This window comes from Phycisphaerae bacterium (assembly GCA_035275405.1).
GTDB lineage: Bacteria > Planctomycetota > Phycisphaerae > UBA1845 > UTPLA1 > DATEMU01.
In genome coordinates this window covers 124,215-143,406 of sequence record DATEMU010000012.1, presented here as the reverse complement: position 1 = coordinate 143,406, position 19,192 = coordinate 124,215, and the positions used below count along the sequence as shown (strand labels likewise).

Genomic DNA, 19,192 nt, shown 5'->3' with positions numbered 1-19,192 from the left:
TCCCGATGTAATGGACGGGTCGTTGTTTCGACGCTTGCAATTAGAGTCGGTCCATGGTAAATCGTTTTATCTAGTTGGAGAAGGCGGATAGCCATGAATCAAAACCGATTAGCAATCCTCGTCGGCGGCGGCCCCGCCCCCGGCATCAACGGCGTCATCGGGGCCGCGACGATCGAGGCGGTCAACCGCGGGATGTCGGTCATCGGCCTCTACGACGGCTTCAAGCACATCTCCTCCGAGCATTTCGTCCCGGAGCGGCACACGATCGAGCTAAAGATCAAGGATGTTGCCCGTATCCACTTCGACGGCGGCTCCATACTACGGACCGCCCGGACGACGCTGCTGGACGAGTCCGAACTAGCGACCACTGACGTTGCCCATCCCGACAAGAAAAAGGTGGATCGCGTCCTGAACCACTTCACCGAGCTGGGTGTGACGCACGTGATCACCATCGGCGGCGACGATACCGCCCTCTCCGCGCGGTTCGTCGCCGAGCGGACCAACGGGCGCATCCGCGTCGTCCACGTCCCCAAGACGATCGACAACGACCTGCCGCTGCCGGGCGATATCCCCACCTTCGGCTTCAACACCGCGCGCGATCTGGGATCCGAACTCGTCGCCAACCTGATGGAGGATGCCCGCACCACGGCGCGCTGGTTCGTCGTCGTGGCCATGGGCCGACACGCGGGATTTCTCGCCCTCGGCGTCGGGAAGGCAACGGGCGCGACGGTCACGCTCATCCCCGAAGAGTTCGGCGAGACGACCACACTGCAGGCGATCGCCGACGTGCTGGAAGGATCGATGCTCAAGCGCCGGGCGATGGGCCGCGCCGACGGTGTAGCGGTCGTGGCCGAGGGACTGGCGTATCGCCTGGGCGATTGCGATGAACTGGAACGCCTGCTGGGCAAAGCCGTGCCGCGCGACGCCGCCGGGCACCCCCGGCTGGCCGAATTCCCGCTCGCCCGCATGCTCACCGACGAACTGATCCGCCGCTTCGAGGCCCGCGGCGACAAGATGACGATTATCCCGCAGACGATCGGCTACATGCTCCGCTGCGCCCGGCCCATTCCCATCGACATGGCCTACTGCCGCGATCTGGGCAACGGGGCCGTGCGGCTCCTGGTCGATGAGTCGCTCAATCTGGCCGGCGGCGTGATGGTCACAATCCAGGGCAGCAACCTGGTGCCCGTGACGTTTGCCGATATGGTCGATCCCAAGACCAATCGAACCCGCGTCCGCCTGGTGGACATCAACTCCGATGCGTATCGCGTCGCCCGGGCGTACATGATCCGCCTGGAGGCGCACGACCTTCGCGATCCGGTCATGCTGGCGAAGCTGGCAGCGGCGGCGAAGATGAACGAAGAGGAATTTGCCCAGCGCTATCACCGCGCGGCAACGCGACTGTTCCCGGATTCGGCCGCCGGGCTGAACGTCGAAATCCCGCCGCCCGATATGTCCGGCAAGAAACCTGTGGGCCGGTAGCGCGCTGGCTATTCGGCTTGGCAACCTCCAGCCATCAGCAATTCACAAAACGGCCCGATGTCCGCGTTGTTCACTTCGAAGTCGCCATTGACGTCCGACGCGCACAACTTCAGGAATGAGACGGTGCCATTGAGCATGACGTCAACAAATGGCGCGGTGTCACAACCGTCGACCAGCCCGTCGCCATTCACGTCGCCGGTCGCCCGGGTGGGACAGAGATCGCAGGCGTCGGGGATGCAGTCGACATCCAGGTCGTCGTTGTCATCGAACCCGGGACAGACATCGCACACATTGCCGACCCCATCGCTGTCTGCGTCCGCCTGGTTCAAGGCGTTGGGGACGAACGGACAGTTGTCGCACACGTCTCCCAGGCCGTCATTGTCCGAATCAAGTTGATCGCCGTTGGATTCGAGCGGGCAATTGTCGCAGATGTCGCCCGTATCGTCGCTGTCGCCGTCACCCTGTTTGATGTTGGGGTTGTAGGGGCAATTATCGCAGGCGTCGATGACCGTATCGTGATCGAAGTCGCCTTGGCAGTCGTCGGGCACGAGATTGCCGTCGCAATCTTCGCTCGTTCCGTTAAACAAGTCGCAAAGATCGCTCGTGCTGTTGGTGTTGCAGTCCATCGTACCGCCGGGTTCGCACTCGTCCGGAGTACCATTGGTGTTACAGTCGACGCTCGTCCCGGCCGCGATGTCGCAGATGTCCTGGACGGCGTTCGTATTGCAGTCTTCGTCCGGCTCGCACTCGTCCGGCGTGCCGTTGGAATTGCAGTCCTGGCTGGTCCCACCGGCGATGTCGCATTCGTCGAGGATGCCGTTGGTGTTGCAGTCGCCGACATTTGTTTCCGCGCCGGGCGAGACCCAAAGCGGATCGAGCGCGTCACCCCCAGGATTCGCATCGTTGCCCAGCGTCCCATCGTTTCCATAAGTCGACGCATCGTTGGCGGTCTGACCGGTTCCCTCGTCGAAGGACCAGTATCCCACCAAGCCAGTTTCGTCGCCTCGGAGTTTCAGGTTCATGTTCGCCACGATGTCGGCCTGACTTCGGGCGACGCTCCAGATGCGGACTTCGTCGATCAGGCCGTCAAAGCCTTCGATAGGTAGCGTGGAATTGCCGATGCCGAGGTCCCCGACGGAATAGAGTAAGGGTCCGGCAGCAGGAGTCGACGACTTCAGTACGCCATTGACATACAACTCGGCTGAATTCCCGGTAGCGGAATAAACTCCGGCGACGTGAATCCAGGTACCAAGGTAGGTGGTAGTGTCGACCGTGTCTGTCACGTTGACGCTACCTGTGTTCTTGTCGATGCGAAGCTGTAATCGATTCAGGAAGTTCTGTCGCCACGAAAGTATGTACCCCGCGCCGGTGTGCTTGCGGATGATCCGACAATGCTGGGGGCCGACCGAGTCCGGGCGAATCCAGCATTCGACCGTCAGGTTGTCCGTCGGCTCCAACGAATCGGCGCCCGGTACGCGCACCAAGTCATTCGCTCCGTCAAAGTTAAGCGCTCTACTGACTGCCGCGAAGTCGCAGGAGTCGGGAATACTGTTGGAATTGCAATCGTCGGCACCGGCGGCGATTTCGCAAAAATCCGTCGTTTCGTCTCCGTCGCAGTCCGCTGTGCCTCCAGTCTCACAAAGATCCATGATACCGTTACTATTGCAATCCAGCATACTGGCAAATTCGCATTCGTCGGGCCTGCCGTTCTCGTTGCAATCCTGGCTGGCGCCGCTCGAGATATCGCATTCATCGAGGATGCCATTTTGGTTGCAGTCATTGGACGGTGGTAGCTCTAGGAGCGCAAAACGGCTATTGGGAATATCGTTCCATTGGCCAGTTGATAAAAGGAGTTCAGCCCAATCTTCATTGCCGCTGTTGTTCGGCTCGCCTGACAACCAATTCGTATACCCTGCAGGCTCTCCGCTGGACCAGCGCCAGGTACCTTCGATTTCAATATCGTTGAAACCGATAAACACCGAGGTTTGTGCGGTCAATGGATCGAAGGTCTGGACTATCCACTGATTGTCAGCAGCGCTGCGCACTGTCGCCAGATGACCCCCTAAACTAACGGCGTAGGCTTCCGCACTCGGCCACGGCATCGCTGATGAAGTCAGTAAGTAGTAATGCCCATTTGAAGGATTCGTGACGGATCCGACCGGCGGAGTCAGGGGTCCCTGATTGAGCTCACATTCATCCGGAACACCATTGGTGTTACAATCGGAACTCGTAGCGGCGATATCACAAAAGTCCGGCGTACCGTTGCTGTTGCAATCCTCCGTGCCATTCGGATCGCACAGGTCGATAGTGCCGTTGGAATTGCAGTCGACCAGGCCCGCGAACTCGCACTCGTCGGGCGTCACGTTTGAATTGCAGTCCTGACTTGTCCCATCCGCAATGTCGCAGCTGTCGAGCGTCGAGTTCATGTTACAGTCAACATACAAAGGCGGGTGTGTGGCTGCCGATACTCGAGTCGGATCATCGCTCGCGACGGCAAGGCTGGCGCCTAATGATCCGTTATGAGACTGACCCGACATATCGAGAATTGATGGCTCGGATTTCTGTTCCGCAAAGCTCCACCGTCCGATGAGGCTAGCGGATTGGGGTATTGCCGCAGTACGGTCTTGGGCAACTTCGTTTGCCGTCAACGTAGTATTCCAAACTCGGACTTCGTCAATCTCTCCCGTAAAGTAGTTGGCGCCGAGCATCGAGCTCCAACCAATGTGTATACCCGTCTGCCAATTGAAATTCGAGGAGGACTTACTTCCGCTTGCTCGCCGGACCCCATCCACATAAATTTGCTGACCATTAATACTTGAACCGAGTGTGTGAACCAGGTGATGCCACTGCCCGTCCGCAAAGTTTGTACCGCTTGTTGCGATGCTCTCCTCAGACCACACCCTGGCGAACAGATTCCCATTCGACAAGTGAATCTGCCTGTCTTCACCCGTGCTATTGAACAGGGTACCGTCCTTTACACAGAAGAGTCCTCCATTTGGAGTCGTCGTTCGAAACCAGAGAGAGACACTGTACGACGTTTCAGAAACGTCTATGATAACGTTTGCAAAATCGTTAATTCCGTCGAAGTTAAGATAGCCGGGCGCGTCGTCAATTTCGCATTCGTCGGGGACGGTATTGGAGTCACAATCATCGGCCCCGGCGATGATATCGCATAGATCGGGGATGCCGTTGGCATTGCAATCTTGTGCGCCGCCTGTCTCACACAGATCGGTTATTCCGTTTGAATTACAGTCGAATGTCCCGCCAAATTCGCATTCATCAGGAGTAGAGTTCGTATTGCAATCTTCGCTGGAGCCACTCGCAAGCTCGCATTCGTCAAGGGTGCCATTCGTATTGCAATCTCGCGTGGCGGATGAAATCAGGATCACATTATCGATGGCGGCGGCATCAGCGCCCGTAGCTACGCTCCCGTCCTTGGAATACTGCCATCGCAGTGTATGAATACCCGCAGAAACATCAAATGTGTTTGTACCAGTCTGGAATCCTCGACGGTCCAGCACATTGAGGTCGTCAATGTCGAAACGCAGGGGATCGCAACATCCCTCGGACTGTATCGCCCAGTCGAAGGTGACGCTGCCGCCCTCGGACCCGAAATCAAACGCGGCAGTCATCGCGGTGGCCTGCCCGTGGTCGATAAACGCGCTCTGAATTACGTCTCCGGTCAGGGCGAAGCTTACGGCCGTAAAGAACCAACCGGGGCCGGACGACGGGTTTGTCCATCCGACGTCATCGGCACTGACAAAAGTCCCTCTGGCAAACGTCTCGTTCTGGTCTGTGCTGATCTCGCAGTCGTCCGGAATGCCGTTCGAGTTACAATCGGCCGCCCCCGCGGCGATTTCGCAAAAGTTCGGGATGCCGTTGGTGTTGCAATCCTCAGCGCCTCCAGGCTCGCAAAGATCGATGATGCCGTTCGAATTGCAATCCACGGTTCCAGCGAATTCACATTCGTCCGGAATGTCGTTTGTATTGCAATCGACACTGGCTTGGACGTCCAAATCGCAGGAGTCGGGGATCATGTTGTCGTTGCAGTCTACGAATGACGACAGATTGAGGCTCGCCGCGAACCACGTAGGGTCGGAAAGGTCCCCGCCGGCGCCGGCGTTGACCCCCAAGGTCCCAGGGTTGCCGGTTCCCGAATCGTCGGCGGCTACTTGGCCCCCTCCCTGACGAAACGTCCATGAGCCGATCAGGCCGGCCTGTGGCCCGACCAGCGAGCGCGACATGTTGTCCGCTATTTGCGGGGCGCTCAGCGCTCGATCCCAGATCCGTACCTCGTCAATATCGCCGTTGAAAGGAAACCAGTTATTGGGTGTTGCCGGCCACTCGTTTGTGGCGAACCCCATCCCGATCTGGTTAAAGGACTTGCTGTCATTGTTGATCGCGCCCGCCTGAGGAACAGGGTTTACGACGGCCCCGTCAAGATAGAGAGACTGCACGTTGACGTTCGCGACAACGGCCGCATGGTGCCAATTACCGTCGTTGACGGGAGCGGCGCTGGTAATGGGGTTAGAGCTGTCGTTGTTGTAGAGCTTCCCGCGCAGTTTTCCATCCGTACCCACATAAAGAAGGGGCGTGCGAAAACTGGGGCTGCTAGGATACCCGGAACTCTGATACCCAACAATAATCCCATTGCCCGTCGTGCGAAACCAGGCCTCGATCGTGATGACATTGCGGACGCGTATCAGATCGTTGGGTAGTACCACGAGATCGTTCGCCCCATCAAAATGAAGCGCCACGTTGGTTTCAATGGTGTCACAATCATCCGGCACACCGTTAGAGTCACAATCCGTCTTCGTCCCGCAACCGGGCACGTCGCACGGACCGCCGGAGATGCCACAACTGATGTCGCAGGCGTCCGGAATCCCGTTCAGATTACAGTCCTGCGCGCGGACGGGGCCGACCGCGAACACGAGCGCGCCCATCACGCTCAGGGCAAGCGGAAGCGAGGACTTGCGGACGGGGCGCGGATACGCCGTTATCCAATGGAAATGATCCTGATGCATTGGCCGCTCCTTTTGCACGCCGTGACCGGTCGCGGGCCAATCGAATGGGAATCCCGCCGACTTCATTCTACAGAGTCGGTCGTGGCGAAAGGGCGCAACGGCAGATTGCCGCGTTTTTTTTCAGAAGACCGGGAAGCGGCTTAACCAACTAAGCCGAAACGACTTATGGTCCAACAGCAATAATGCGCGTTTAAATCCCGAATTGGGCCGGCGAACGCTGGCGGAACCGTTGGCCCGGCTCGATGAAGGCCAGCCGGTCAGCAAACACCTCAGTAGGTCAATGGGGTGCCGCGGTCTGCCGTCGCCGAAAAACGACTTTGCGGGCACGCCAAAGTCGAACATCATCTGACGTGGAATTTCGACTCCGACGGCGCCAGCAGGCAGCGCCGTTGGGAAAACGATTGACGGATTCCCCATCCGCTCCTGCAATGAACCTATGTCCAAGAAGTACGACGCGGTCGTTCTCGGCGTTGGCGCGATGGGCAGCGCGGCGTGTTATCACCTTGCGCGGCGCGGGCTCTCCGTCCTGGGGATCGAGCAATTCGAGATCGGACATGACCGGGGGAGTTCGCATGGGCGGACGCGGGTGATCCGCAAGGCGTATTTCGAGGACCCGCGGTATGTGCCGCTGCTGCACGAATGCTATGCGCTCTGGCATGAGTTGGAGGCGGCGAGCGGAGAGACGCTCATGCAGACGACCGGGTGCCTGAACATGGGCCCGGCGGGGCATGAGTGCATTCTCGGAGTTCGAGAAAGCGTGGAGCGCCACGAGTTGCCGCATGAGTTCCTGGCGGCCGACGAGATTCGGCGGCGCTGGTCGGTCTTTCAGCCGAATGAGGGCGATGTCGGTGTCTTTGAAGCGGATGGCGGGATGTTGTTTCCGGAGAAGTGCGTGGCGGCGCACGTGCGGCTGGCCGAGGCGCGAGGTTGCCGGATACTCCAGCGGGCGCGGGTCGAGGGTTGGTCGGCAACGCCGGGCGGCGTGGTCGTCCAGGCGGGCGGCGAACGGTTCGAAGCTCGCCATCTCGTGATCACGGCGGGGGCGTGGTTGCCGGTCATCGCGGCGCAACTTGGATTGCCACTGATAATTGAGCGGCAGGTGCAGGCGTGGTTCGCGCCAGCCGAGGCGGAGGCGTTCGCCGTCGGGCGGATGCCGGTCTTCATTCACTTCCTGTCCGATCGCAGCTATTACGGCCTGCCGCATGTCGGCGACGGCGCGGTCAAGGTCGCACGGCATCACGGCGGTACCGCGACGACGGCCGATACGGCGGATCGGACGGTCTCCGCGGCGGATGAAGCGGACATCCGATCGTATCTCCTGCGCCACCTGCCGGAGGCCGACGGAAAGCTGCTGGACGCGAAAGTCTGTCTCTACACGAATACGCCGGACGACCATTTCATCATCGATCGCCATCCCCGCCATGAAAACGTCTCCGTCGCCGGGGGTTTTTCGGGGCACGGGTTCAAGTTTTCCGGCCTGGTCGGGCGAGTGCTGAGCGACCTCATCGTGGACGGCCGCACGGCGTCGCCGATCGAGTTGTTCTCCATCGCCCGGTTGCTGAAGTGAATCTATAATCGGCGGTTCGTTGTCGCTAACGGGCGATGCGAAAAGGACGGCGGGGCAGAGCCCGCCCGACGGGCGCGCGATGGCTTATCACATTGCTGAAGAAGAGACGCTGGACCGCCCTTCCCTGGCCGCGCTACAACGGCGAAAGCTGGCGGCCATGCTCGATGAAATCCTGCCTCACAATCCCTTTTACCGCACCAAGTTCGTCGGCTGGACGGCCGAGCGTGCGGTGAGCGAATTTGAATCGCTGCCCATTACGACGCGGGCGGAACTCGAAGCGGATCAAGCTACCCATCGACCGTACGGAACAAACCTCACGTATCCCCCATCGGAGTATTGCCGTTTGCATCAAACGTCGGGCAGCACGGGCGTACCCCTCCGCGTGCTCGATCGGGCGAAGGATTGGGAGTGGTGGAAACGGTGCTGGGGGATCATCTATCGCGGTGCGGGAGTAATATCGGAGGATCGGTTCGCCTTCGCGTTTTCGTTCGGGCCGTTCATCGGTTTCTGGGCGGCATTTGAAAGCGCCGTCGCAATGGGGAATATGTCCCTGCCGGCAGGCGGGATGTCGACCTCCGCGCGACTCGCCTACATTCTTGCAAATAATGTAACCGTCGTTTGCTGCACGCCGACCTATGCCCTGCGCTTGGCGGAGATCGCGGCGGCGGAGAAGTTGGATTTGGCGGGCTCGAAGGTGCGCTTGCTCATCGTTGCGGGCGAGCCGGGGGGGAGTATGTCGGCGACGCGCGAGGCGATCGAGGGGGCCTGGGGCGCGCGGGTATTCGACCACACGGGAATGACGGAGACTGGGCCGCACGGTTTTGAGTGTGTCCAGTCGCCCGGCGGCGTGCATCTCATTGAAAGCGAATTCATCGTCGAGGTCGTCGATCCGGCGAGCGGGACGGCCTTGCCGGACGGCCAGGCGGGTGAATTGGTCGTGACCAATCTGGGCCGGTGGGGCTGGCCGGTCATCCGCTATCGCACCGGGGATCAAGTGCGGGTGACGCGGGAGCGATGTGCATGCGGCCGCTGGTTCGCCCGGATGGAAGGCGGTATCCTTGGACGTATTGACGACATGCTGTTTATTCGCGGGAACAATGTCTTCCCGGCAGCCGTTGAAGATATCGTGCGGGGCGTCGGGGGCGTGGCCGAATTCCGCGTGTATGTGGCGGCGAAAGGGGCTATGACCGCGTTGACGATCGAGGTCGAAGCGGAGGGTAGCGGCGACGCAGCGCCGGTGGCGGCCCGGGTGGAAAGGGCGATTCACGATCGGCTGTTGTTCAAGCCGGAGGTCCGTGTGGTGGCGGCGGGAAGTCTGCCGCGGTTCGAGATGAAGGCCAAAAGAGTGATTCGAGAGAGTTAGGGACGGCGAAACATGAGAGACGAATTTCGAGCATCGAATCGGACTGTTACGGTCATTGCCGCGTGCGTCGCTGCGATGGTGTTACCGGTAAGCGCTGCGGATTGGGCGACGTGGCGCGGGCCGGGGCAAAACGGCATGGCGTATGAGAAGGCGGTGGTGACGAAGTGGTCGCCGGACGGCGAGAACCTGCTGTGGAAGAGCCCCGAGGGCGGGCGGACGACGCCGCTGATCATGAACGGCCGCATGTATTTCATCGGGCCGGTCGGCGACGGGGAGTGCTTGCAGGAGCGTGTCATCTGCCTCGACGCTGAGACGGGCAAGACGATTTGGGATTATCACTTCAATGTTTTCTTCAGCGACATCGTCGCGCAGCGCGTCGGCTGGACGGCGCTGGCGGGCGATGAAGAGACCGGCAATGTGTACGCCCACGGGACCGGCGGGGAAATGCTCTGCCTCGATCGCGACGGCAAGGTGCTGTGGAAACACTCCCTGACGGAGGAATACAACCGAGTGAGCGGGTACGGCGGTCGGCTGGTGAATCCGGCGATCGATGAGGATCGCGTCATTGTCAGCTTTCTGAGCAGCAATTGGGGCAATCACGCCAAACCGGCGCACCGCTTCGTGACATTCGATAAACGCACGGGAAAGGTCGTGTGGTGGGCGGAATCGATGATGCCGCCGGCGGATACGGTCTATGCGACGCCGGTCGTGACGGTCGTGGACGGCCGGAGACAACTGATATGCGGTGGCGGCGATGGCGTGGTCTATGGCCTGGAATCGCGGACGGGGCGCATCGTGTGGAGCTTCAAGTTGACGAAGATGGGGTGCAATTCCTCGCCCGTCGCGGACGGCAAGTACGTCTATATCTCCCACAGCGAGGAAAACATCGACAACACCACGATGGGCCGGCTCGTATGCATCGACGCGAGCAAGACCGGCGACATTACCAAGACTGGCGAGGTTTGGCGGCTGGACGGCTTGGACGCGGGCTATGCATCGCCGGCGCTGGCCAACGGGCGGCTGTATCACGTCGACAACGGGGCGAACCTTCATTGCATCGACGCGAAGACCGGCAAGGCAGTCTGGAAGCACAAGCTCGGGCGCGTGGGCAAGGGCTCCGCGACGGTGACGGCGGACGGCGTCATCTATGTCGGCGAGCAGAATGGCGTGTTCTGGGTCCTCAAGGATGCCGGCGATCATGCGGAAGAGTTGAGCAAAGTTACATTCGAGGGGTTGAACCACACCATTGATGAACTCTACGGCTCGCCCACGGTCTGCGGGGGCCGCGTCTATTTCATGACGCGCTATGCGACTTATTGTCTCGGTTCGAAGGAGAGTAAAGCGGACGTCGTTCCCGTGCCGGCCTTGGCGGCGGAGCGCAGCGCGGCGGGACAGAAGCCGACGACGATGACGATCTTCCCGGCCGATGTAAGCCTGATTCCCGGTGGGACGGCGCAGTTCGAGGTGCGGCTCTTCGGTGAGAGCGGGGCAAAACTGGACGGCCCGACGCCGAAGGTGGAATGGTCGCTGGTGGGCGTAAAGGGCGAATTGAGCCCGGAGGGATTGCTGACCGCCTCGGCGCATCCGGTCTTCAGCGCGGGGATGGTCTCGGCAAAGGTCGGCGGGTTGAGCGCGACGGCACGGGCGCGCGTCACACAGCGTTTGCCTATCTACGAGACGTTCGAGCAGATGAAGGAAGACGCGCCGCCGCCCGGATGGACCGGCACGATGGGCAAGACGAAAATCGTTAAATATGGCGATTCGAAGGTGTTTCAGAAGCTGGCGGAAAAAGCCAAACCCTCACCGGTCTGGAAGATGCGAGCGTACGTCGGCGAACCGGTGGCGGGCGGGTATACCGTGCAGGCGGACTTGCTGGGTACGCTGGCACGGCGGCGGTTCCGGCCGGACATGGGCATCATCAACAGCCGGTACGAGCTGATCATGCTGGGCCAGGCGAAAGAGCTGGAGCTTTCCCGTTGGAGGGATGAACCGACGCACGGCCTGCGAAAGAAGATTCCCTTTGAGATGAAGACGGACGCGTGGTACCGGATGAAACTGCGCGTAAAGATGAATCTGGAGTCGGCGCAGGTGCAGGCCAAGGTCTGGCTGCGCGAGGAGAAGGAGCCCGAGGCGTGGACCCTCGAGTTCGAGGACCCCTGTCCGAACCGCGAAGGGTGTCCGGGCTTGTTTGCGTATTCCAACGGCACGACGGACAAGAGCAACGGGGCGGAAGTGTATTACGACAATGTCAAGGTGAGTGTCAATGAATAGCGAATTGCGATTAGCGAATTGCGAAAAAAGCGGCGGACATAGTGTGATTCGGCGACAGCAAGGCGAACGAAGGGAACAATTTCGCTATTCGCTATTCGCCATTCGTCATTTGCCGATCTTGGCGACGGGCGTCCTGTTTTTCGCGGCGGCCGTCCATGCCGAGCCTCTCTCGAAGGCGAAAAAGGGCGATTGGCCCATGTGGGGCGGATCGCCGGATCGCAACATGGTGTCGGGCGAGACGGGTATTCCCGAAAAGTGGGACGTCAAAAAGGGCACGAACATTAAGTGGGTCGCGCCCCTCGGCTCACAAACCTACGGCAATCCCGTCATCCATAAGGGGAAGATCTTCGTCGGCACGAACAACACCGGCGAGTACCGGCCGAAAATCAAGGGCGACAAGGGCGTCGTGATGTGCGTCGACGAAAAGACCGGGAAGATGCTGTGGCAGGCGACGCACGACAAGTTGCCGTCGGGCCGGGTAAACGACTGGCCGGAGCAGGGCATCTGCTCATCGCCCTATGCCGAAGGCGACCGCATTTATTACGTGAGCAATCGGTGCGAGGTCGTCTGCGCGGATACGGAAGGGTTCCTTGACGGCGAGAACGACGGCGTCAAGGACGAGAAGTACAACGAAAAGGAGGACGCCGACATCGTCTGGACGTATGACATGATCGAGGAACTCGGCGTGTTCCCGCACAACCTGGCGACGTCGTCTCCGGTCGTGGCCGAGGGGCTCGTCTTCTGCCATACCTCCAACGGCGTCGATGAAGGCCACCTCAATCACCCATCGCCCGATTCGCCGGATTTCATCGCCTTGGACACCAAGACCGGTAAGCTCGTGTGGGAACAGACGCCGTGCGGCCCGCGGACGTTTCACGGGCAGTGGTCGAGTCCTGCTTATGGAACGGTAAAGGGCAGGGCGCAGGTGATCTTCGGCGGCGGGGACGGTTGGTGCTACGCCTACGAGCCGAAGACGGGCAAGCTCATTTGGAAATACAATCTCAATCCACCCGACGCCAAGTACATCCTCGGCGGCCGCGGGACGGCGAACGAAATCATCGCCACTCCGGTCATCTACGACGACAAAGTGTTTCTCTGCGTCGGCCAGGACCCGGAGCACGGCGAGGGAATTGGGCATTTGCACTGTATCGACGCGACAAAGACGGGCGACGTGACGGAAAGCGGAAAGGTCTGGCACCGCGGCGGCGAGGACTTCAAGCGGTCAATGTCGACGTGCGCGGTGGCGGACGGTCTGGTCTATGCTTCGGACCTGAGCGGATTTTTGTATTGCCTCGATCAGAAGACTGGCAAGCCGTACTGGACGCACGACACGCTGGCGGCGATCTGGGGCTCGCCCTACGTCGTGGACGGAAAGGTGATGCTGGGGACGGAGGACGGCGACGTGCTGGTGCTGGCGCACGGTAAGGAGAAAAAGCTGCTGGCAACGAACTACATGGAAAACTCGGTCTATACGACGCCCGTCGCGTCGAACGGGGTACTGTACGTGACCAACCGTCAGGCGCTGTTTGCGATTCAGGAGGGGGCGAAGTCGGAGCCGATGAAGGCGGCGGCGAAGCAGGCGGCAGCGGAGTGACCGCCACCGCGCGGGTATGATTGGACATGACCAATTCCGCAACTGACTCGGCGCCCTTACTTCGACGACTGCGCTGGCGGACGCGATACTGGCTTTCGCCAATATACCCTTGGGAAGGTAACCTCTTAGCGCGCTGGACTACTAAAGGGTGGTTTACCGTCCATCCTGATACGCCACGGGCCGTTTTCAACGCAGTCGTACTGGGTATAGCGAATCGTCTCGGTGAGTCCCTACCGGTGGAGTTTGTACTAACGCCGGTGAATATCAAAAGAGTTGTCGACAGCCATACCGCATCTTACGACGCAGTGGCTCAGTATGATGATCGCGAGTTGTGGCATCGAGTCTCAAGGAGGATGCGGCAGATCGGCGAGCCGTTTGATGCGCAGTTAGGCCGAGCGCGCAAGCCCCATCGGTTGCGCATCAGATTCTGGCACATCCATCGCCACGAAATCCGCGTCCGAATCGAGGAAGGCGAACCGTTGCCGCTTCAGGAAGAGTTGGAACAGCGCCTGGGACTCCCACCGGGAACTCTCCGGGCTTGCCAAAGTGTTGACCTCGGTTGAATCGACGGGATCGGGCTACAACGGCAAGAACAGGACTTGATTGCGCAAATCTTCCGGGTCCAGACACGTGGCGATCAGCGCCAAGTCCGAGATCGCCTGGCCAATGCCAAGCTTGTCCGGCGCCGCGATGACTCCGTTCATGGCCGCTCCAACTCGCACCCGCTCGAACGCAACATCGACGAGCGAATTCACATCATGTGTGACGACAACACGGTCGTTCGCCGCCGCCCAGTCGAGGACCTGGGCGTCGCTCGCCTCGTTCAAGGCGAGTTCCTGAATTGTTTGGACATCCGCCTCGGGCAGTCGACGAAGCAATCCTCGGATGATCCGCCGATCAAAGTTTTCGTCGGCGACGAATCGAATCATGAACGCTTCTGCCGCGCCAGAAGCCGTTCACGGATCGCGCGCTGATCGGTGTGGGCCTCGGTCTGCTTGCGAACGTCCGAGGCTTCGGCCTCGCGCGCCCGTAAGTACGCCTCGACGTCGGACCGATGGGTAAGATAATAGGCGATGACCGCGTGGACATCGGCGAGCGCCAAGGTGGGGAATCGATCCACGATCTCTTCCGCCGACGCGCCCTCCAGATAGGCGTGCGCGACGGTATCGAGTGTGACGCGGGTCCGGCCAACGCGAATCGTGCCGCCCGGCTCGGCTCGAAGGGGAATCGGAAGGCTGGTCTCAAGAAGCATCGGTGCCATATTGACATTATATGCGAAGCAGGCCAGCTCGGTAAGGCCGCGTTCTGCAAGTCCGTGCTCCAATAGAACTCTTGCGTTATTATCCCCCAGCCATGAACACCACGATGAGTATCGCAACGTCCGGAAGTCTCTTGCCTCGAATTGCGGAGGCGCGGGCCAGGCTGGATGCCCACGTCCGCGAGATCGTCGCGTGGCACTTTGATCCCGCGTCGGGGTGTCCGTTCTGGCTGGAGCAGGCCAAGTCTCTTGAATGGGACCCGCGGAAGGAGATTCAGTCGTACGCGGACTTGGACAAGTTCCCGCCGTTTCAGGATGAGTGGCTGCGGGGCGGGCCGGTGCGGCGCTGGGTGCCGAAGGCGCTGGCCAACAAGCCGATCTATGTGTTCGAGACCGGCGGGAGCACGGGGGTGCCCAAGAGCCGGGTGAACATGGACGACTTTCGCATCGACTACGAGCAGTTCAGCCTGACGCTGTCGGATGCGGCGTTTCCCAAGGGGGCAGACTGGCTCATGCTGGGGCCGTCCGGACCGCGGCGGCTGCGGCTGGCGGTCGAACACCTGGCGCAGCATCGCGGCGGGATTTCGTTTTGCGTGGACATGGACCCGCGGTGGGTGATCAAGCTCATCAAGCGCGGGGCCATGAACACGATGCACGAGTACAAGGACCACGTCGTCGAGCAGGGGCTGACGCTGCTGAAGGCGCACGACAACATCCGCTGCGTCTTCACGACACCCAAGCTTCTGGAGGCGCTGTGCGAAAAGGTGTCGCTGGTGAAGTGCGGCATCAAAGGGGTCTTTTGCGGCGGGACACAGATGACGCCGCAGTTCCACAAGTTTGCGCGGGAGGAATTGCTCGAAGGCAAGATCGACTTCGTCCCGACGTACGGCAATACGCTCATGGGCCTGGCGACGCACAAGCCGTTCGATCCGGCCGACAACTACGCGATCATCTACCACCCGCCCTGCCCGCGGGCGATGTGCGAGGTCGTAAGCTTTGAGGACGAGAAGACGGTCGTGCCCTATGGCGCGTGGGGCCGGGTGCGGCTGACGACGTTGACGCAGGAATTCTTCATGCCGCGCTTCAGCGAGCGCGACGAGGCGCTGCGGACGCCGCCGTGCGACCCCTACCCGTGGGACGGGATGGCGAACGTACGGCCGTATTCGCGATTCGCGACGACGGTGGTGGAAGGGGTGTATTGAGAATAGCGAATGACGAATGGAAGATAGCAAAAGAAGACGCGGCATCCTATTGGCCCGTGCGATAGAATGATTCTGATGAGTACGTTTGATGAGAGGATGCGGCAAGGCGGCGGGCCGGCGATACAGGAAGCCGCGAAGTTCTTTATGAAGTCCGATCCCGTCCATCAAAGCCTGCGCGAAATCACCCGGCGGCTGAAGGAATCGGGGATTGATTACGCCGTGGCGGGCGGGATGGCACTCGTCGCCCACGGGTATGACCGAACGACGGTAGACGTGGATATTCTCGTCACGCCTCAAGGGCTTGAAGAAATACATCGATCTCTCGAGGGATTGGGCTACGTTCCGCCGTTTTCAGGCAGCAAGAACCTTCGCGATACGAATACCGGCGTCCGAATCGAATTCATCGTTACGGGCCAGTATCCCGGCGACGGCAGGCCCAAGCCCGTAGCCTTTCCTGATCCCACGTCGGCCGGCACGGAAATCGATGGAATTCGTTACGTCAATTTGCCGGCACTGATTGAACTTAAACTGGCGTCGGGGATGACCAATCCCGGACGTTTGCGCGATCTGGCGGATGTGCAGGAATTAATTCGGGTGCTGCACCTCCCGGCGAGCTTCGCCGAAAAGTTGAACCCCTATGTCCGTCAAAAGTTTGCCGAACTCCGGTCCGCGTTGGATTCCGACGAGGACCGGGTGTAGCCATCGATATCGGCGATGGGCGGCATGAAACTGTGGAAATCATCAGCAGGCTGATTCATGGAGTTTGACGAGGACAAAATCGACGAGGCGGTCCTGGCGCTCCTGCACTTGACGTCATTTGTGGAGAGTGGAATCCATCGCGCCTGGAAATCCCACGACTGGGACGCGATGAGCCGCCTCCATCAAAAGGGGTTCATCGGCGACCCGAAGAGTAAGGCGAAATCCGTCGTGCTGACCGAAGACGGAGCCAGGCGTTCGGTGGAGCTATTCAGGAAGCTCTTCGGGCGGTGAACCCTGGCGTCGCCCCCCCTGCGTCAGTTAAGGCTGGGGTCCAATCTCGGCCCGTTGCCGTTGCCTTCCTCGTCTTCGGGCTCTTCATCCTCGTGCCACATCAAGTTCCCGTGTTCGTCGCGATACTGTGGGTCCGTCGGGAAGATGTCGAAGCCGAAGCTCTTGCCGTCGCAGCCGGGCATGGGGCAGCACCAGAAGCCCTGCGGGCCTTCGGCCGTCTCCATCACGACCCATTCGATCTGGTCGCTTACGTATTCCGGGTCGCAGTGGATGCATTGCACCCGGACGGGGACCTTGGGCGGGTGGAAGGGGTCGCTTTCGGAGTCGTCGAAGCCGGGCATGAGCGGATTATGACCGATTACGATGATGCGCGGTTGCCGGCCTTGCGCCGCTTTGCATGATGCGCCTTGTTCGCCTTGAGCGCGGGCGCCATCATCGCCATCGCGTCGGGATCATAGACCCGCTCGCCACAGGCATCGCATTCGTCGACCGGAACGTTTCGGACGACATGGCCGCTGCGAAAATGCTTCGTGATAAGGCGTCGGTGGACTCGCTTCGAACCGCAAGTAGGGCAGCTTTCAATGGGCTTAAACCTCGTTGCCGCGCCTCGACCGTTTAGACGAGATGAGGAAGTAGAAGATTTCTTCGTCCTCAAGCTTCGTGAACTTGCCTTTCGTGTAGATGAGCGTTCCGTGATAGTCCGGGCTTTCGATAACATAGAGCTTTTCTCCTGTATGCGCCGATGAGCGGATCGTTTTCTTGATGTGATCAGCGTTCATGATTGATTCAAGTACGTCCGCCTCCTGTAGTCCATCGGCGTCAAGTTCATCCGCGGCTTTTTCGCTAAAGCGGTAGCGCTGCCGAAGGATCAAACCTTTTATTCGCGTCAGCACGTCCATGCGTCGGTCCTTCGGTGGTCGCCCACAAGACCGGCGAATGATATACCATTATAATCCGTTCTCGTAAGGGAATCTGCTGCGTCTATGCGGACCCGGTGAGTGACCGCCATGCTCCACATCCCCATCCTACGTCACGGAAAACCCTACGAAGCCGTCGACAAGGTCGAGATCGTGCACCATGCGACGGGCGAGGCGGTCGCGGCGGTCAGTCAGGCCAATAGCGGCATGATCGTCCGCGACGTGAATCGCTGGGACGAGCGGGTGCTCGAGCGGCTGAGTGCGGCGGAACTGATTGCCATCAGCCGAAAGGCTGCGGAGATGTACATTGGCGCGACGCTCCCACTGGGCGATACGAAACAATCCTTCGACGACTACATCCGCCAGCTTTCGGCGACGACGGGGATGCCGCAAGTCCTGTGCCGAGCCAACGCGGAGAAGATTCGCAAGGTCATGGCCGAGATCGACGTGGTGCTGGCGGGGCTGACGCGCGGGCTCGATCTCGCAATCATCGATCGCGGACACGGCATTCACGGCGGCCATACGATCAGCTTCTCGCGGCAGGCGCGGACCTTTGGGGCGGTGCTACCGAGCAACTCGCCCGGCGTGCATTCGCTGTGGATACCGGCGATCGCCCTCAAGACGCCGGTCGTGCTCAAGCCGGGCCGCGAGGAGCCGTGGTCGCCCTATCGGATCATCCAGGCATTCATCGCCGCCGGCGCGCCGGCGGAGGCCTTCGGCTTCTATCCGACCGACCACGGCGGCGCGGCGGAGCTGCTCCGCGTGACCGACCGGTCGATGCTCTTCGGCGACGCCTCGACGACGCGGACCTGGGCGAACGACCCCCGAGTTGAACTGCACGGGCCGGGCTACAGCAAGGTAGTCTTCGGCGACGATTGTGCGGACGAGTGGCAGAAGCATCTCGACGTTTTGGTGACGTCGATCGCGGCCAACGGCGGGCGGTCATGCATCAACGCCTCCGGCATCTGGACGCCGCGGCACGGGCGCGAGATTGCCGAGGCGGTCGCCAAGGAGTTGGCGAAGGTGCGGGCGCTGCCCGCCGACCATCCCGACGCAAAGGTCGCGGCGTTCGCCAATCCGCAATTCGCCGAGGCAATCTCCGCGATGATCGATCAGGGCCTGCGTGAACCCGGGGCCATCGATCTGACGGAACATTTCCGCGGCTCGCCGCGCTTGGTGCGCGATGGACGGATCGCCTATCTGCTCCCCACCGTCATCTGGTGCGAGGATCGGGAACATCCGCTGGCCAACCGCGAGTTCCTGTTCCCCTTCGCATCGGCGGTGGAGTGCCCGGCGGCAGAGATGCCGCAAGCCATCGGATCAAGCCTGATCGTCTCCGCGATCACCAGGGACAAGAACCTCGTCGCCGCGTTGATGGCCGCGCGGAACGTCGACCGGCTCAACATCGGCCCGATCCCCACCTTCAAAATCAGTTGGGATCAGCCGCACGAGGGAAACCTGTTCGAGCATTTGTACCGCCAGCGGGCCTTCCAGATGGACCCGGCGGCATGACGGCCTACCGAT

General features: G+C 60.6%; 14 protein-coding genes. 9 read left to right on the top strand and 5 right to left on the bottom strand.

Annotation, left to right across the window (positions count from 1 at the left end):
• Window positions 1–93 precede the first annotated feature (93 nt).
• The gene (locus tag VJZ71_13430) at window positions 94–1,482 is read left to right on the top strand and encodes a 6-phosphofructokinase (GenBank protein ID HKQ49066.1); all 1,389 of its coding nucleotides are present in this window, start codon (window positions 94–96) and stop codon (window positions 1,480–1,482) included.
• 8 nt (window positions 1,483–1,490) lie between these two features.
• Here VJZ71_13430 and VJZ71_13425 read toward each other — a convergent pair whose 3' ends face one another.
• Entirely contained in the window at window positions 1,491–6,506 is a 5,016-nt protein-coding gene (locus tag VJZ71_13425) for a LamG-like jellyroll fold domain-containing protein (protein ID HKQ49065.1), read from the bottom strand.
• A 436-nt stretch (window positions 6,507–6,942) separates the two neighbouring features.
• Here VJZ71_13425 and solA point away from each other — a divergent pair, with 436 nt between their 5' ends.
• The 4 genes from solA (at window position 6,943) to VJZ71_13405 (ending at window position 13,301) form a co-directional block, all read left to right on the top strand.
• The gene (gene solA / locus VJZ71_13420) at window positions 6,943–8,073 is read left to right on the top strand and encodes an N-methyl-L-tryptophan oxidase (protein ID HKQ49064.1); all 1,131 of its coding nucleotides are present in this window, start codon (window positions 6,943–6,945) and stop codon (window positions 8,071–8,073) included.
• A gap of 79 nt (window positions 8,074–8,152) precedes the next feature.
• The gene (locus VJZ71_13415; GenBank protein ID HKQ49063.1) at window positions 8,153–9,436 is read left to right on the top strand and encodes an AMP-binding protein; all 1,284 of its coding nucleotides are present in this window, start codon (window positions 8,153–8,155) and stop codon (window positions 9,434–9,436) included.
• 12 nt (window positions 9,437–9,448) lie between these two features.
• Window positions 9,449–11,707: a PQQ-binding-like beta-propeller repeat protein gene (locus tag VJZ71_13410; protein ID HKQ49062.1), complete on the top strand. Its 2,259-nt coding sequence runs from the start codon at window positions 9,449–9,451 to the stop codon at window positions 11,705–11,707.
• Window positions 11,700–13,301 (top strand): PQQ-binding-like beta-propeller repeat protein, encoded by a 1,602-nt coding sequence (locus VJZ71_13405; GenBank protein ID HKQ49061.1) that lies wholly within the window; start codon window positions 11,700–11,702, stop codon window positions 13,299–13,301. Before VJZ71_13410 ends, VJZ71_13405 begins: the two co-directional genes overlap by 8 nt.
• 578 nt (window positions 13,302–13,879) lie before the next feature.
• On the opposite strand, the gene VJZ71_13400 is transcribed toward VJZ71_13405, so the two are convergent.
• Window positions 13,880–14,230, bottom strand: coding sequence for a DUF5615 family PIN-like protein (locus tag VJZ71_13400; protein ID HKQ49060.1), 351 nt, complete (start codon window positions 14,228–14,230; stop codon window positions 13,880–13,882).
• Window positions 14,227–14,562: a DUF433 domain-containing protein gene (locus tag VJZ71_13395; protein ID HKQ49059.1), complete on the bottom strand. Its 336-nt coding sequence runs from the start codon at window positions 14,560–14,562 to the stop codon at window positions 14,227–14,229. Before VJZ71_13395 ends, VJZ71_13400 begins: the two co-directional genes overlap by 4 nt.
• A gap of 104 nt (window positions 14,563–14,666) precedes the next feature.
• Between VJZ71_13395 and VJZ71_13390 the strand changes: the two genes are divergently transcribed.
• The 3 genes from VJZ71_13390 (at window position 14,667) to VJZ71_13380 (ending at window position 16,751) form a co-directional block, all read left to right on the top strand.
• Window positions 14,667–15,761: a hypothetical protein gene (locus VJZ71_13390; protein ID HKQ49058.1), complete on the top strand. Its 1,095-nt coding sequence runs from the start codon at window positions 14,667–14,669 to the stop codon at window positions 15,759–15,761.
• Between the two features lie 75 nt (window positions 15,762–15,836).
• Window positions 15,837–16,460, top strand: a complete 624-nt coding sequence (locus VJZ71_13385) for a hypothetical protein (GenBank protein HKQ49057.1) — start codon at window positions 15,837–15,839, stop codon at window positions 16,458–16,460.
• Window positions 16,461–16,517: 57 nt separating this feature from the next.
• Window positions 16,518–16,751 (top strand): DUF6429 family protein, encoded by a 234-nt coding sequence (locus VJZ71_13380; protein ID HKQ49056.1) that lies wholly within the window; start codon window positions 16,518–16,520, stop codon window positions 16,749–16,751.
• Between the two features lie 23 nt (window positions 16,752–16,774).
• On the opposite strand, the gene VJZ71_13375 is transcribed toward VJZ71_13380, so the two are convergent.
• Together VJZ71_13375 and VJZ71_13370 are read right to left on the bottom strand one after the other, a co-directional pair.
• On the bottom strand, window positions 16,775–17,092 hold the full coding sequence (locus tag VJZ71_13375; GenBank protein ID HKQ49055.1) for a hypothetical protein: 318 nt from the start codon (window positions 17,090–17,092) through the stop codon (window positions 16,775–16,777).
• Between the two features lie 246 nt (window positions 17,093–17,338).
• Window positions 17,339–17,650, bottom strand: a complete 312-nt coding sequence (locus tag VJZ71_13370; protein HKQ49054.1) for a hypothetical protein — start codon at window positions 17,648–17,650, stop codon at window positions 17,339–17,341.
• Window positions 17,651–17,758: 108 nt separating this feature from the next.
• On the opposite strand from VJZ71_13370, the gene VJZ71_13365 reads away from it, so the two are divergent.
• Complete coding sequence (locus VJZ71_13365) at window positions 17,759–19,180, top strand: aldehyde dehydrogenase family protein (GenBank protein ID HKQ49053.1); 1,422 nt, start codon at window positions 17,759–17,761, stop codon at window positions 19,178–19,180.
• The last annotated feature ends 12 nt before the right edge of the window (window positions 19,181–19,192 follow it).

Coding starts and splice junctions, on each gene's coding strand:
- VJZ71_13415 (HKQ49063.1), top strand. CDS start 8,153: ATGGCTTATCACATTGCTGAAGAAGAGACGCTGGACCGCCCTTCCCTG.
- VJZ71_13395 (HKQ49059.1), bottom strand. CDS start 14,562: ATGGCACCGATGCTTCTTGAGACCAGCCTTCCGATTCCCCTTCGAGCC.
- VJZ71_13400 (HKQ49060.1), bottom strand. CDS start 14,230: ATGATTCGATTCGTCGCCGACGAAAACTTTGATCGGCGGATCATCCGA.
- VJZ71_13375 (HKQ49055.1), bottom strand. CDS start 17,092: ATGCCCGGCTTCGACGACTCCGAAAGCGACCCCTTCCACCCGCCCAAG.
- solA (HKQ49064.1), top strand. CDS start 6,943: ATGTCCAAGAAGTACGACGCGGTCGTTCTCGGCGTTGGCGCGATGGGC.
- VJZ71_13370 (HKQ49054.1), bottom strand. CDS start 17,650: ATGGACGTGCTGACGCGAATAAAAGGTTTGATCCTTCGGCAGCGCTAC.
- VJZ71_13425 (HKQ49065.1), bottom strand. CDS start 6,506: ATGCATCAGGATCATTTCCATTGGATAACGGCGTATCCGCGCCCCGTC.
- VJZ71_13410 (HKQ49062.1), top strand. CDS start 9,449: ATGAGAGACGAATTTCGAGCATCGAATCGGACTGTTACGGTCATTGCC.
- VJZ71_13380 (HKQ49056.1), top strand. CDS start 16,518: ATGGAGTTTGACGAGGACAAAATCGACGAGGCGGTCCTGGCGCTCCTG.
- VJZ71_13365 (HKQ49053.1), top strand. CDS start 17,759: ATGCTCCACATCCCCATCCTACGTCACGGAAAACCCTACGAAGCCGTC.
- VJZ71_13430 (HKQ49066.1), top strand. CDS start 94: ATGAATCAAAACCGATTAGCAATCCTCGTCGGCGGCGGCCCCGCCCCC.
- VJZ71_13390 (HKQ49058.1), top strand. CDS start 14,667: ATGAGTATCGCAACGTCCGGAAGTCTCTTGCCTCGAATTGCGGAGGCG.
- VJZ71_13385 (HKQ49057.1), top strand. CDS start 15,837: ATGAGTACGTTTGATGAGAGGATGCGGCAAGGCGGCGGGCCGGCGATA.
- VJZ71_13405 (HKQ49061.1), top strand. CDS start 11,700: ATGAATAGCGAATTGCGATTAGCGAATTGCGAAAAAAGCGGCGGACAT.